General features: G+C 50.0%; 11 protein-coding genes. 3 read left to right on the forward strand and 8 right to left on the reverse strand.

Annotated features, from left to right (window positions below; translation table 11 throughout):
• Positions 1-2: 2 nt before the first annotated feature.
• On the forward strand, positions 3-209 hold the full coding sequence (locus tag ACESPU_RS01335; protein WP_373133086.1) for a cyclophilin-like fold protein: 207 nt from the start codon (positions 3-5) through the stop codon (positions 207-209).
• Between the two features lie 239 nt (positions 210-448).
• Positions 449-1,090, forward strand: a complete 642-nt coding sequence (locus ACESPU_RS01340; RefSeq protein WP_048927385.1) for an HU family DNA-binding protein — start codon at positions 449-451, stop codon at positions 1,088-1,090.
• Here ACESPU_RS01340 and ACESPU_RS01345 read toward each other — a convergent pair.
• The 7 genes from ACESPU_RS01345 to ACESPU_RS01375 all read right to left on the reverse strand — a co-directional run bounded on the left by ACESPU_RS01345 (position 1,087) and on the right by ACESPU_RS01375 (position 12,462).
• On the reverse strand, positions 1,087-3,306 hold the full coding sequence (locus ACESPU_RS01345) for an alpha-L-rhamnosidase C-terminal domain-containing protein (RefSeq protein WP_373133087.1): 2,220 nt from the start codon (positions 3,304-3,306) through the stop codon (positions 1,087-1,089). The genes ACESPU_RS01340 and ACESPU_RS01345 overlap by 4 nt on opposite strands.
• Before the next feature lie 142 nt (positions 3,307-3,448).
• A complete protein-coding gene (locus tag ACESPU_RS01350; RefSeq protein ID WP_373133088.1) occupies positions 3,449-6,046 on the reverse strand; it encodes a family 78 glycoside hydrolase catalytic domain in 2,598 nt (865 codons plus the stop codon).
• Between the two features lie 20 nt (positions 6,047-6,066).
• Entirely contained in the window at positions 6,067-7,815 is a 1,749-nt protein-coding gene (locus tag ACESPU_RS01355; RefSeq protein WP_373133089.1) for an alpha-L-rhamnosidase C-terminal domain-containing protein, read from the reverse strand.
• 3 nt (positions 7,816-7,818) lie between these two features.
• Positions 7,819-8,619, reverse strand: a complete 801-nt coding sequence (gene rhaD, locus ACESPU_RS01360; RefSeq protein ID WP_008771954.1) for a rhamnulose-1-phosphate aldolase — start codon at positions 8,617-8,619, stop codon at positions 7,819-7,821.
• An 11-nt stretch (positions 8,620-8,630) separates the two neighbouring features.
• Positions 8,631-9,656 (reverse strand): L-rhamnose/proton symporter RhaT, encoded by a 1,026-nt coding sequence (gene rhaT / locus ACESPU_RS01365; protein ID WP_085931158.1) that lies wholly within the window; start codon positions 9,654-9,656, stop codon positions 8,631-8,633.
• Positions 9,656-10,915 carry an L-rhamnose isomerase gene (locus ACESPU_RS01370; RefSeq protein WP_008771952.1) on the reverse strand — a complete coding sequence of 420 codons (1,260 nt, stop codon included), beginning with the start codon at positions 10,913-10,915 and terminating at the stop codon, positions 9,656-9,658. Before ACESPU_RS01370 ends, rhaT begins: the two co-directional genes overlap by 1 nt.
• A 95-nt stretch (positions 10,916-11,010) precedes the next feature.
• Entirely contained in the window at positions 11,011-12,462 is a 1,452-nt protein-coding gene (locus ACESPU_RS01375) for a rhamnulokinase family protein (RefSeq protein WP_121962548.1), read from the reverse strand.
• 94 nt (positions 12,463-12,556) lie between these two features.
• Here ACESPU_RS01375 and ACESPU_RS01380 point away from each other — a divergent pair, with 94 nt between their 5' ends.
• On the forward strand, positions 12,557-13,444 hold the full coding sequence (locus ACESPU_RS01380) for an AraC family transcriptional regulator (protein WP_005856470.1): 888 nt from the start codon (positions 12,557-12,559) through the stop codon (positions 13,442-13,444).
• 15 nt (positions 13,445-13,459) lie between these two features.
• Here ACESPU_RS01380 and ACESPU_RS01385 read toward each other — a convergent pair whose 3' ends face one another.
• Complete coding sequence (locus ACESPU_RS01385; protein ID WP_005868312.1) at positions 13,460-15,331, reverse strand: glycoside hydrolase family 127 protein; 1,872 nt, start codon at positions 15,329-15,331, stop codon at positions 13,460-13,462.
• Positions 15,332-15,358: the final 27 nt, after the last annotated feature.

A 15,358-nucleotide genomic window follows, 5' to 3' on the forward strand; every position in this document is an offset into this window, starting at 1 on the left:
TCTTGATCGCGACCAATACGTTCCGTCCGGGTATAATCCATACAGGCGACCTACTTCTATGGGGAGCGAATACGGTAGTCCTTTTCTACGAGACCTTTTCCTCGTCTTACAGCTATACCCGTTTAGGGAAGATAGAGAATCCCGCAGGGTTGGTCGACGTACTTGGCAGAGGAAACGTGAGGGTTGCCCGCTTCTCCCTAAGTAAATAACGCTCCGATACCGCATAAATACCTTATCGGTAGCAGATGAATTCTTGTTCGCATACTGTATAATTCTACAAACCACGACGTGGTCTGTACAGATCAAGACGTGGAATATACAAATCACGACGTGGTCTATATATTCCACGGTGATAATTTGGAAATAGATCAAGTAATAAGTATATTTGTATATAGTAAGAAGAATGTTTTTAACTTGAAGATACGAACAATTATACCTAGTAGCAGTTATGGCAGAATATATCAAGCAAGAGATGTGCGACCTGAACGGGACGGGGGAAAAGCCGGTGTATTATCGGATGAAGATACAACGGAACATGGATATGGAGGATTTCGTGGAACGGATCACCTACCCCGGATCGGGCTTGAGCAGGGGTAGCGTAATACAGGTGATGACGACAGTAGCGGAACATCTGGCCTATTGCATGGCGGAAGGGCAGTCGGTCACGTTGGATGGCATCGGTACGTTCACGCCCCGCCTAGGCGTAGCGAAGGACAAGGAGATCGACTCGCTGGATGGTGACGAACCGAAGCGTAACGCACGTAGCATCGAGGTGAATGGTATCAACTACCGGGCCGACAAGGAACTGATACGGGAGACTAACCTGCGTTGCGATTTAAGACGGGGAGGTATCAGCCGTGTCCGGAAATCGCCCTTCACCGAAGAGGAACGCCGGACACGGGCATTGGATTACCTGGATGAACACCCATTCTTGCGCATACAAGACTACATGGCTGTCACCGGACTAAAACGTAGTAGCGCAAACCGTGAGCTACTACGCCTCAGTAGCGACCCGGCGAGTGGAATCACCCTATCGGGTTATGGAAGCCACCGGGTGTATGTCCGCAGGAAAACAGAGGGCGATCACTAATCCACTTGATGGTGTCCCGGGGCGAGATGCTTGCGAGTGCCGTTCGGTCTTATCAGTTCGGCGGAGGTGCCTTCCGGGATTTGGAGATCGAACTTCAATCGCTTGCCTTTCTTCTTGATACTTACTTGGATGGTTCCATAATGAGTCTCTAGGCTGGCAGAGGCTTCCGATAAGGAACCCAATTGAGGCGAGATCTTAAAGGTACGGAAGCCGGGAGAGGTTGGTTCGATACCACAGATCTTCTGACTCAATAAGGTAAGCGGGCCACCGCTCCAAGCGTGATTGATCGTGCCGCCACCGAAGCCCTCGGCTCCGATGCCCCATCCCTCGAACAAGGTCGTGTATTCGGCATAATCCAGCATACGGGTGTAACGTTGCTTCATCCGTTCCAAGGCAAACGCCGGCTCGCCCATCTGGAAAAGGGCCTCTAGGACATACTTCTCCATATAAGGGCTGGCGTGATACTCCTTTTTAAGTACCTTCGTCAGCGCCGGATACTTATCCTTCGAGGCCAGCCCGGAAACAACCGCCATGGCTTGGGAGCGATCGTCCGTCTCCCCTTTATAGCCGGGGGAGCGATAGGCGGAACCTGTCCAGAACTTCGTGTCGAAACAACGTTCTATGCTACGCATCATCCGGGAGATCTCATCGGCATCCTTATCCTTGCCGAGTTGCAGGGCGAAGGCTCGCTCCGCTTTCAAGGCCAGATAATACCAGCAATTGGTCAATACGCCCATATCGACATGTTCGCCCCAGTCGCCCCAGCTCCAAGCACCTTGACGCTCGATCACCAAGCCACTCTTATCGACTTGCCAAACCTCGTGCAGGTAACGGCGCATCCGGTCGTATATCACCGGGACGAAACTACTGTCGGCACTATAATAATATTGCGTATAAAAACCGTACCAACCGATAGACGCCAACATCTGTAAAGGAAGCTCCTTATCCCAATTACCCGCCGGAACCGGAGCGTAGAGCGTTCCGTCCTCCCGCTGCCAATTCATTAATTCATGGATGCCTTTTACGGCTAGTTTCTGCCCGGACGGAGAAAGGGCGTAGAAAGCCTCGCCTAGCTCATTCACCTCGTCACCCCACCATTGGGCACGTTCACGGTCCGGACAGTCCATATAATTATCACGCATCGTTATGTATAAGGTGCGGGCAGAACGTTGCCAAAGCTCGTCGTAGAACGGGTCGTCACAATGGAAAGAGCCCGCGAGGTCCGTGTTGTAACCGGTCTCACGGTATTTCACATCCAGCACCTTCACGCCCTCGGGGATGATGTAATAGACCTCATGGCCGTTCATCCAGCCATAGCTTTCGTATTCCTGCTCACCCTCACGGGTGATATATTCGGCACGTACGTTGCGCTCGCTTCCTCCCTCGTAATTATCCATCCGGATGTGGATAGTCTTCCCGGCCTCCGCCTCTACTTTCAGATACGGAGTGATCTGGGCATTATAGGGCAAACGACAGAACAGGGTATCGCCTTTCAAGGATTCCCGGACGGATACATAGGATAACAGGCCGCTGTTTTTCCACTGGGGTATCGGACGTTCCACCAGATCCCCGAAAGGAGCTTTCCCCGCCTTACCGACGCAGACCGCCCCCGGAACGAAACCTTCGAAACTCGTACGGTTCCAGTTTGTTATCGCTTGACGGGCATCGAAGCGAATATTACTCTCCGGCATACGGTAATTCGGGAAAGGGGCCTCGGTATTTTGATAAGCCTCATACAAGGCGCACTGCCAGCTCGCGTCGGAGACGATCTCCAACCCCGGGGCGATCGCCTCGAATAACAAAGCCGCTTTCCCGCTGTTGATATGACTGAAACCGTCTTTCCCGAAATGCCAGAGCAAGATAGCGATGGTGTTCGAACCTTTTGTCAGGTAAGGGGCGATATCTACCGGATCGTAATAAGTCCCGGAAGGAGAAGGTCCTCTTTTCAAGCCACCCTCGAAGATAACCAGTTGGTCGTTGATCCAAAGCCAATACTTGGAATCGGCGGCGATACGGGCGATGAGTTGATTCGGGACATTCGTCACAGCGAATGATTTACGGTAGATCAACCAAGTATTCGTAGCGCTTTGGCAACGCTCGGTATTGATCCATTGGGCTTTCCAAGGGAAGGAAGCGGGACAACTGTCCGAGGCAGTCACTTTTATCCAGCTGAAAGATAGGAGAAACAATAGAAGAGCAAGAAGTAGCTTGTTCATACGTTTAATCTTTAAGGTTCTCAATTATTTGCTTTCGAAATCCCCAGTTGTAGAGACGGGGCGTGCCCCGTCTCTACAACTGGGTAAAATAAGCCAATATAGGCGATGTCATTACCGGCTTACTAAAGTCATACGGTTCTTATCACACCGGATATGAAAACGTATGCGTACCGGCGGATACGGTCTCGGTCTGATCGCCTACCACGATATCGGCGGAGCAATCAGCCGGAATCGTCACGGTAAGCATAACCTTATCCCCTTCCCGTTTCCATTCGCTGGCGATACGGCCGCGTACGGAATGGTACTCACCTTTCGCCCAATCCAGTTCTTTCACGAAATGAGGCGTGATACGGATATGACGGAAGCCCGGAGCCGAGTCGTCATGATTGATACCGGCCAGCTGGTTCATCATCCAAGCGGAGACATCTCCCATAAAGACATGGTTCAAGGAAGCGTCGGCAAATTTCGGACTAAGTGTCCACGTCTCCGGCAATGTGGAGTAACCCATCGTCTCTACCCAATATCCCCAAGAAGGTGCCTCGGTCTTCGTGATCATCTTCATGGCATCCTCGATATAGCCATATTTCGTAAGCATGGCCGGAACGGTCTTACTGCCTAAAAGACCGAAGTCCAAGAAATAGTTATTTCCCGCTACCACCTCACGCAGCTTATCCGCCACGAGTTGTTCCTTTCCTTCCGGTACAAGTCCCAGATACAAGGCCAAGGCTTGCGCCGTTTGGGTCCCTTCGGCATACACACCGGTCTCGGGGTTGAAGAACTTCTGGTTGATCAAGGATTTGAGCGTATTCGCTTTCTCTTGATAAGGAGCGGCATCCTTGCCCAGTAAAGAGGCGAAGCGAGCCATCAACTTATAATCCAGATAATAGTAGGCGGTAGAGGTATATTCATTATTCGTCGTAGCTTTCCAATACACCCAGTCACCCAAGCCAAACGGCAAGTAACCGTCTTTCTCTTTCGTCTTCAAATAATCCAGATATCGCAGCATCGTAGGATATAAGCGTTCTATACTGCGAGACTCTCCATAATAATCATACAAGGCGTTCGGGATGATAAACATGACAGCGTCCCAAACCGGACCCGGCCACTCGCCATATCCCCAACCGCTGGAAGGAATGATACCGGAAATCTCACCCGCCTCACGCTGGTTATCGATAATATCATTCATCCATTTCTCATAAAGCGTGATACCATCGAAGCCCAGCAAACCGAGGTCGATCGCGATATGCGCATCGGCTGTCCAGCCATTCTTCTCCCGTTGCGGGCAATCGGTCGGGATACTGTGCAGGTTACTGCGGTAAGCCTGCATCGTAGCCTCCCATATCTTATTCAATAGAGGATTCGAACAAGCGAAGGAACCGGACGGACGGACATCGGTATGCATAAACAAGCCGGTCAAGTTCTCTTCCGTTAAAGTAACGGGACGGCTACTCTCCACCTCCACGTATTGGAAACCGTGATAAGAGAAGGAAGGCATGAAGATCTCCTCCTCTCCCGTACCTTTCAAGGTAAAGACATCCATCTGGAATACCTCGTCCGGTTTGACCGGATGATAGTATACATTGATATTGCCTTGCTCCAAGCGACCGTCTTTCTTCAACAACTCACCATGTTTTAACGTGATACGGGTTCCCGCCTCACCTTTCACCTTCAAGCGGCAAAGGCCGGACATGTTCTTCGGGAAAGAATATACATATAACTGATCGGAGAAACGTTTCATCGACACGGGCCTCACCTCTTCCGTGATACGGATTCCCGGCATTTGCTGGGCTACCAACAGAGGTGCCGGAGCCTGCGCCGGAATTGCCGCTTCCCATTTACTATCGTCGAAATGAGCGGTTTTCCATCCGGCCTCTTCCATCCGGGCATCGAATTTATCGCCGCTATATATATTATTATAGGTATAGGCACCGGTGGAAGTCTTCCAAGTCTCGTCCGAGCCAATCACCTCCGTCGTACCATCCGTATAGGTAATACGCAACTCACATAGCAGGCGGGGACGATTCCGCCAGCGTGCCTCATGGAAATTCCAGACCGCCACGGACTGCTCGTTGTACCAGCCGTTTCCCAGAACAGCGGCCACGGCGTTGTCGCCTTGCTTCAGCAAAGAGGTAACATCATGCGTCACGTACAAGATACGTTTATCGAAATGCGTATACCCCGGGTCCAGATAATTCGTTCCGACCCGCTCGCCATTGATGAATAGCTCATGATACCCGGCAGATGCTACGTACACACGGGCATCCTTCACTTCCTTGCCTACCGGGAAAGACTTGCGGAACAGAGGGGCAGGCTCGAACTCCTTATCCTTATGATCGGTAATCCAAGAGGCGGACCAATCCGAGGGATCGAACTTAGCGGTCTCGAAAGAAGCCGTCTCCGAGGTAGCGCACGGACGCCCTTCACCATCCCATACCGTAACATTCCAGTAATAACGGGTATGAGGTTTCAGGGCCATTCCTTCCGCATAGGGCCGCAAGTCGTTCGGACTCGTACCGATCCGTACCTCATAGCGGGAAGCCTTAAAGCCCTCCTCATTTCCGGAGTATTCCCATGTAAAGCGAGGAGACGAAGTATCCAAGCCGATAGGCTCCGTAAGGTATTCCGTACGGAGATTCGTAGGTATCGTTAATTCATTATTGCTTTTACAACCGCCTAATAAGAGGGCGGCGAAAGCGTAGATGCAAATAGTTTGTTTCATATATTCTATAATTATATACATTCTACAACTAAGTATAAGAGCTACGGGGTAACTCGTATCTCTTCAGGAGCGTTGATATGGCTTATCACCTTACCGTCCGCACCTTTCTCATGTCGGATCTCGATCACCCCGTAAGGCGTGGGAAACGTACCTTCCACCCATTCGAGATCTCCCAGATGTGGGATGATACATACCGTACGGCAACCCGGTTCCACCACTTGTACGCCCAATACGTACTCGCTTAACCACGATGTGGGGCCCGAAGCCCATCCATGGCACAAGCTATGGCGGAAACCTTGATAGCAATACGCCCCATAATCTCCATGAATGTCTTTCTTTCCAGCGGGAACCAGCTCATCAATACGCCCTGCGTCAGGAAGCCATTCCATATTGAAATCCTCCCAAAACGTCGTAGCACCTACATCCAGCATAGCTCCCCAATACGTACGGATCACATCTAACGCACCTTGGTAATTACCAGCCAACGCCATCGCCCGTAGCATATAATACCCGTAAAACGTAGAGAAGCCTTTCGCCCCGTCCACCGCCAAGCAACGCTCGTTCGCCTCCTTAGCATCCATGATACCCGCCAGAGCCATCAAAGCGGCGGCTTGTTTATCCCCGGGCGTAATCCGATCTTTCTTCGAAGGGAACCGGGATTTCTTCCGAAGGGAAAACTCAATAGCCTTGGAAGCTACCATACGGCACTCCGAGGCCAACGCATCCTCGCCTAAAACAGTACATAACTCCTCTCCCGCACGCATGGCTTGTATCATCAGCGATTGAAGGCCGGCATCGATAGCGGGTGTATTCTCACTGGAAGGCCAATCCAAGAAACGGTTTCCATCCAGTCTCTCTTGTCCGCTTGGGTCAACCTTCGAGATCAAGTGACGCAACAAAGCAGTCATATAAGAGCGTTGCTCTTGTAGATACGCAAGATTCCCTTGGTAATAATACCAATCCCGCTGAATCAACAACCACCAGATCGAGTACGAACTGATACCGTTCATCCAACTAGGCAGCGGCGTAATATCCCGAATCAAATCCAAGCTCTTAGGAACCACCTCATTATAACCGAAGACGGTACTGACCGTCATTACCTCCGGATGTAAATCCCCCACCCAGACCAGACGATCCCGTTTTACGCCGTCCCATAGATATTCCTGCATATTCAAGTGGACCGTGTACGCACCTGTCTTCCAGATCCGGTTCAACCGCTCGTCATTACAACGGAAAGAGCCCAGATAAGGAATATCCCGAAACGTAGAGATCGCACGAACCTCTTTTAATTGCAACTCCGTAGAATCACCCAATACATCAATACGCACGAAACGGAAACCGGAATTACCGATCTCCTGCACGCCCAGCCAAGGGAGCGATACCACGAAATCCCGCATCGCATGATCGTTGCTCGCCCCGTTTGCGCCATCTATCTCGCACATAGCCTCACTAACGGACTCGCCGAAACGAACCCGTACGGAAACCGGATCGTGAGACAGCGGCATACCGGTCACCAGCTGAAGGCCGCCTTGCAACTCCTTCCCGAAATCAAGCAGCAAAGCGGGATGTTCGGTTGGCGTACTTTTCAACACACACAACCGATTATTCGCCAAATCCGACTGTCCGTTGCCCGGAACAAGCAAATGGTTCGCTCCCGTAATTCGCGAACTATCTTGCTGCCAGACAATACGGACCGGGGCGATATACTCCCGTGTCCGATGGTCTCGCTGCTGGGCGAACAACGTGAACGAACCGATCCCTATGAATAGAATGATTAATTTCTTTCGCATACGCTAGAGTCCAAAAGCCGGAACCAAGTCATCCAATTGCTGATCCGTCATACCTTCCGGCTCGTAACCGGTCATGCGGGCACTGAAATAGATCTGGGCGGATTTACTCAACGTATCGATCGCATCGAAGCACTCGATCAGGTCCTCACCGACGGCAAGGATACCGTGCTTCTCCCAGAACACCACGTCGTGCTCCTCCAATTGGCGGATCGTAGCGTGCGCCAACGCCAAAGTGCCCGGTATCTCGTAAGGAACGATACCAACCCCTTTCGGCACGATAATCCGACATTCCGGGATCATACTCCATAACGTGCGGGTAATCTTCTCCGAATCCAAGAACGGCTTACAATGCGTCATGCCGATAATATCCGTCGGATGCGTATGCAATACCACCCGGTTATCCCGTCCCTTCGCACGCAAGAAATTGTGCATCAACAAATGGGAAGGCAACTCGGAAGTCGGTTGGATCGGTTGCTCCGCTAGGATATCATACGATTTCCCATCGGCGGCGATACGGATCAAAGAGCCGTTGGCGAAAGGATCTTTCGCCACGTAACGCATCCGTTTTCCGGTACCCGTCACATAAAAGACGTGCCCGCATAAGGCCGTCATCGCCTCTTGCAAGGGAATCGAGGAAACCAAAGCCGGCAACGCCTTCTCCTCCTCGCTCAATAAAGTAGTCAGGTTCACCGATATATTCCCGCCGTTTCGCTCAGCCCAACCCTTGGTCCACAAATAGCCGGCGACCTCGGCGATACGATCTATTTCCGCCATCAGGCGTTCATTGTTTCTTAGTGTTATCATGTCTATTTTAATTAAACTATATTTGGATATAATAAGGAAAGGATCAAGATACACATGCCGGTAATCAATACCACGATTGTCCGGCGATCCACGCCCTTCCATTCTTTTAATAAGATGCCCCAGACATTACTGAAAATAACATTCAGCGACATCAAGATACTCCACGAGAAAGCCAGCATAACCGGGGAATCCGAGAAATAGCTCTTTCCCATCCCCAGTCCGAAGAACTGCGAGTACCAAAGCACGCCTGCCAAAGCGCAAAATAAGACATTATTCAGCAATGTACCTCCCGATACCGAGAAATAATCCTTGCCCGTCCCGTTTTTCACGTTCTGGAAAATACAATACACAGCGTTCGTACAAAAGCCGCCCAAAGTAACCAACAGTATTACGGGATTCAAGGCGAACAGATCGCTAGCTCCCGCCTCTCTCGCTTTCGCCAGCACCTCGTTTCCCGATTCCAAACCCAAATTGAAGCAGGCGCTCATCACGCCGGCAAGCAAGGCTACCGCCAAGCCCTTAGTCAAGGCAAAATCCTTCACCGCCGCTTTCTTCTCCTCCTCACTCATATTCCGGGCCCGCAGGCTTCCGGCGTAACCGATCACGGCGATACCTGCCAAGGTAATGCAAACACCGGTCAACAGGATCAATCCGGTTCCCTCAAACAGATTCGTTCCACCAAACAAAGCCGGGAAGAGCGTACCGAAACCGGCGCATGTACCCAAGGCGATGCTCTGTCCCAAAGCTACGCCCAGATAACGCATACTCAACCCGAAAGTCAACCCGCCGACACCCCAGAGCATGCCATAGATAACCGCTCCCAAGCTACCCGGCGAACACCATAGCTCCAGTAAGGTACTCCCTTCCGGTACCGCCAACATCGCTCCGAGATAAGGGAAAACCAACCAAGCGAAGATACCTTGCACCAACCAAAAGCTTTCCCAACTCCAATCCCGGATCTTATTGATCGGCACGTACGAGCTACTCTGCCCGAAACTGCCGATCGCGATGATCAACAACCCGATCCCGATCTCTATCATTTCCGTCTTGAGGTAACGTCGGACTCATATTTCTCGATCTCAGCGATATAAGACTCTCCTACGGGGACCCCACTTTGCAGACAATACATATCCCAAACCGCACCCCAAGGCAGACTCTTCGCTTCCTCCTGCAAGGCAAGACGCTGGAAATACTTACCCTCATCCTCGTACTGGCGAAGCAAGGCGATCGGCTCCAGCAAAGCGAGCATAAAGGCTTTTTGCGTAGCACGGCTACCAATGACATAAGCACCGATACGATTGATGGTAGCGTCGAAATAATCCAAACCGATATGTACCCGGTCCAAGGCGTCGCAACGCACGATCTCACGGGCTAAATCCTGCACATCGTCATTCAAGATCACGACATGATCGCTATCCCAACGGATCGGACGACTTACGTGCAACATGATCTCGGGCGTAAACAGCAATAACGAGGAAACCTTGTCGGCGATACTTTCCGTCAAATGGAAATGGCCGGTGTCCAAGGTAACGATCTTGTTCTTTTTCGCCCCGTAACCCAAATAGAAATCATAGGAACCTACCGTATAACTTTCCAGACCGATACCGAAGAGTTTCGCCTCGATACAATCTTTCATCCATTTATATTCGGTAGCGAATATCTCATCCAGCGATTCCTCCAAGATACGGCGATAACGTAAGCGGCTGGCCGGTACTTCCTTGCTCCCGTCATGTATCCAAAGGTTCATCATGCAAGGATCGTTCTGGGCTTTACCCATCTCATCGCTGATCCAGCGACAACGCTTCGTATGCTCGATCCAGAAGTTACGGATATCATCGCTGGGGTTCGCCAAGGTCAAATCTCCGCTTTTAGGGTGCGAGAAAGAGGTACTGTTGAAGTCTAGCTTGAAATCATTCTCTTTCGCCCATTGTATCCAGCTCTCGAAATGATGGGGTTCTACCTCGTCACGATCTACTTTCTCCCCTTGGAAATCCCCGTAGATCTCATGCAGACTAAGCCGATGATTACCGGGGATATAGGATTTCGCCTTCAATACATCCCGACGCAACTCGTCGATAGTACGGGCACGTCCCGGATAATTGCCGGTCACTTGTATACCACCGGTCAAGGAGCCGCCTTGGTTCTCGAAACCGCTTACGTCATCGGCCTGCCAACAATGCAGGGATAGGGATATTTTCTTCATATCCTCTAATGCTTTACGAACGTCTACACCTACGGCCGCATAACGTTCTGCCGCTACTTCAAATGCCTGTTGAATTAAACTGTCTTTTGTCATGGTATGATGTTTTTAAATTTATATGTAATGAATCTAGTTGTAGAGACGGGGCGTGCCCCGTCTCCCACCGTCTGATAGTATCTTTAAGTTACCGTTTAGAGAGGATGAGACGGGGCACGCCCCGTCTCTACAACTGGATGAAATTCCTTGGGAGGGAATGCGGTGGCTATCAGTCTTCGCATCTCCCAACAATCCGTCAGTAATCCTGCCGACTTAGCCTGTATCAAGCAATTTCCAATGGCTGTCGCCTCAGACGGGCCAGCCAATACGGGAATACCGATAGCGTTGGCTGTCAACTGATTCAGCAGATCGTTCCGAGAGCCACCACCTATCACATGCAATCGTTCAATCGGATGTGGCGACATCGATTTGAGTATTTCCAGCACCTCTTTATAACGATTCGCCAAGCTATAAAATATACAATGTACATAATCGGCGTCCGAAGCGGGAACAGCCTGTCCGGTTTCCTCACAATAGGCCGTGATCTCACGTAGCATATTCTCTGGATTGGCGAAACGAGGATCATCCGGATTGATCAAAGAAGTAAATTCGCTCAACTCCGCCATCCGAACCATATCATCGTACGAATAATCCAATCCGGACCGCTTCCATTGCTCCCGGCAACGTTCCAAGATCCACATACCTGTAATATTCTTCAAAAAGCGAGTCGTACCCTCGATACCCCCCTCATTCGTGAAATTATTCTTGAAAGAGACCTCGTTGATGATCGGCTTCTCCACCTCGATACCCATCAAGCTCCAAGTACCGCTACTCAAGTAAGCGAAATTAGGAGAAGAAGCAGGAACAGCGGCTACCGCCGACGCCGTATCGTGACCAGCCACGGCGATTACCGGGATTTCCCCGATTCCTGTCTTACGGGCGATCGACTCGCTCAACCGCCCGATCAACGTCCCCGGCATCACCACCGGACACATCAAAGTAGGAGATACACCCACGGCCTCCAAGAGCTTGTAATCGAATTTATGGGTTTCCGGATTCAATAATTGAGACGTGGAAGCGATCGTATATTCACATACCATACGCTCCGTCAACATATAAGCCAAAAGGTCCGGTATGAATAATATCTTTTCCGCCACTTCCTGCGGTATAAACGAGTCTTGCCCCGCCCTGAAAAGCTGGAACAAGCTATTAAACGGCATCACTTGAATACCTGTCCGCTTATAGACCTCTTCCTTGGGAATCCGTTTGAAAAAGTCCTCGGGAGCGCCGTCCGTATAAGGATCTCGGTAAGCACGAGGTAAGCCCAATAAAGAGCCATCCAAAGCCACATACCCAAAATCCACCCCCCATGTATCTATTCCGATCGAGTGCAACCGGATTCTTTGCCGGGCGCATATCGTCAAGCTTTCTATAAGAGAAGTATAAAGATGATAGATATCCCAATAAAACCGTCCGTGTAATTCCACCATCGGATTCGGGAACCGATGGATCTCTTTCATTTCAAATTTGGCATCCTTTAAGGTCCCGAGCACGGCCCGTCCACTGGTAGCCCCTATATCAAAGGCTAGAAAATTATATTCCTTCATGGCTTAACAAAGTTATTTGTTTGACGAAAGCAAAAGTAGAAGCATTATTGCTATATTTGCTTACGAAAATGATTTTAAACCTTTCAAATCTGACATGAACGAACTGCGGAATGATTTACTACGTTACTTGACGATCAGCGCTACGGATGAGGAATGGGGAATCGTCGTCACGACGGTCGGATATCAATTCATCCCGCCGGGTTGCGCCTATCCGCTTTCCCGGCATCCGGAGAAGTATAATTTCAAGCCTCAGACCGGGCGCATCCTGAATGAGTATCAATTGGTATATATAACGAAAGGTAGCGGGTACTTTTCCTCCCAGTCTTGTAAATCGCAAAAGATAAACGCAGGGACGATGATCCTCCTTTTCCCCGGGGAATGGCATAGTTATTATCCGGACCGGGAAACGGGATGGGATGAGTATTGGGTAGGTTTTCGGGGTATTCATATCGATAAACGTGTGGAGAAGAAATTCTTTACCAAGGAAGAGCCGCTACACCGGATCGGGCTGAGCGCTACGATCGTCGGACTTTATGAGGATATACTGAAGTTCGCCTCGGAGGAGAAATCCGGTTACCAACAGATGATCTCCAGTATCGTGCTTCATATATTAGGCTCCGTATATTATAAGGAAAAGAACAACTCCTTCACGAACACCTATGTCGTAGATAAAATCAACGAGGCACGTATATTAATGAAGGAGAACATCGAGGACCCATTAAGTCCGGAAGAGATCGCTGCCCGTCTTGGTTTAGGTTATTCATGGTTTCGCCGGATGTTTAAGGAATACACCGGCGTCTCCCCCGCCCAATATCAATTACAACAGAAGCTCCTTCGTGCGAAAGAGCTTCTGACTAGCACCCCTTTGACGATCTCCGAGATCGCCTATAGCCTACATTTCGAGAATGCCGGCCAATTCTCCACATTCTTCAAGAAGAAAGAAGGGGTCACGCCCTCGGAGTTCAGGGATCGGACGCATTGAGCTGGAGTGAACCGCTCAATAAGGTTTATAAGGCGTACGCATGACATTCCATGTTTTTGGTAGCCACACTCTATAACGTTCTGCCTGATTCCACGTATTACCAGCTGATGCGAAATCGCACAGATGAATCGGGCGAGCCTTGCCGTTTCCTTCCAAATCCGTTCCTAAAACCATAGGAACGGTAAAAGCCATCCAAGCGAAATCGGGGGCTTGTACCGGAGTTAATTCCACATAACCATCCTTGCTGACGATCACGGAAGCCTCATCCACATCTCCATCCTTAAAGCGGCTATCTCTAGCCAGCACCAAAGGGCCTCTTACGATCGCTTGAGCCTCGTTCAGCTCCACCAAGCGAGCCCGCATATCCAACTCCACCGTAATTTCATCCCCTTTCTCCCAAGTCCTATGAATCGGTAGGTATGCTCCAGCCAACAGATCCGTTAAAGGCTCACCATTGACAGACACCACAGTTCGCTCACTCCACGCCGGGATACGCAAGGCGATCGTAAAATCACTCGTCTTCTCCGGTTCCACCACAATCCGGACTTGCCCATCTATCGGGTAGTCCGTCTCCTGCGTCATCGACACCCTCGTCTTTTTATCCAACTCTACCTCCACACTCGAAGCCGCATATAGGTTGACATCGATACGTCTGCCGTTTACCTGATAAGCGAACCGCGGAATCATCGCGAAAGCACGAGGTCCATTCGCATTGCAACAATTGATATGCATACCGCATTGCTCCTCTCCTTCATGCCGCCAGCCCTCCAACGGACTGTATTTCGCTATTTGAGAGGCATCCGCTTTCAGCGAGGCTAGTAAAGCGTTATACATAGCCTTCTCGATCTGGTCCGCATATAAGGAATTTCCGGTTAGTCCAAGCATCCTGTCGCAAATCTGCATCCACGTGAACGTCACACAAGTCTCCATCGTATGATAAGTAGGATAGGTCTGTAATGCCTTGCCTCCATACCAACACTCGAATGCACTACCAGAACCGGCCACATTGATTTCCTCATTGATTATATGATTCATCGTTTTCTCCACCACAGATAAATATAATGGATTCTTAGTGACCTTGTAAAGTTCCAACAAGCCCTCATAACAAGACATCATCTCATATGCTTTTTGTCCATTCTCCGGAGAGAACCAAACCTTTGGATGTGGAAAACGTCCGGCGACAGGAATATCCGCAATCGCCTTACTAATCAATCGAGGGCCTTCCGGAGTCTCCCATTGCTTTACGATGTACTTGGCAAAATCCAGATATTTATCTTGCCGGGTACGATTATACAGATACATCACCGGCTCAAGTACCGAAGAGCTTGGCATTCCTATATAATTACCGGTCGTCACGATATTCACTTTTCCGGGTCCCACCTGCGTCATCAAATGGTCGATCACCCGGCAGGCGGCATCCAAAGCTTTTCGATCCCCAGATAAGTCATAATAAGCGATCAAACCTAAAGCCGTGTATTTTCGCCCCCATATATCCCACTGGTTCAACTGTGCTTCCTCGGAATAGTTACCGATATATCCATTCGGCAATTGGGTTTCCATCAACAACTCCGCTCCATTCTTAATAATCTTGTACAACTCAGGATCTTTATCATAACGGTATGAGGCGATCGCCCCTTGTATCCATTTTCCCCAAAATTCCGATTGCCAGCGCGAGGTCTCTTCCTTATGCCGGAAAGGTTCCACCAAATGATCCACATCTTGAGCTTTCACTCGATACTCGATACAAGCGTCGATCCGTTGCCCCAAATAACCGGATATCCTCAAGTGACGTACAGGATCAGTGTTTCTTACTTGCGCATTCATACAACAAACACAAAAACAAAAGAATAGACACGACATGCCTTTTGTTAATACGGATATACTCATAAACACAATTCTTAAGGTTAATAAATG

Source organism: Parabacteroides sp. 20_3, assembly GCF_964238835.1.
Lineage (GTDB): Bacteria > Bacteroidota > Bacteroidia > Bacteroidales > Tannerellaceae > Parabacteroides > Parabacteroides distasonis.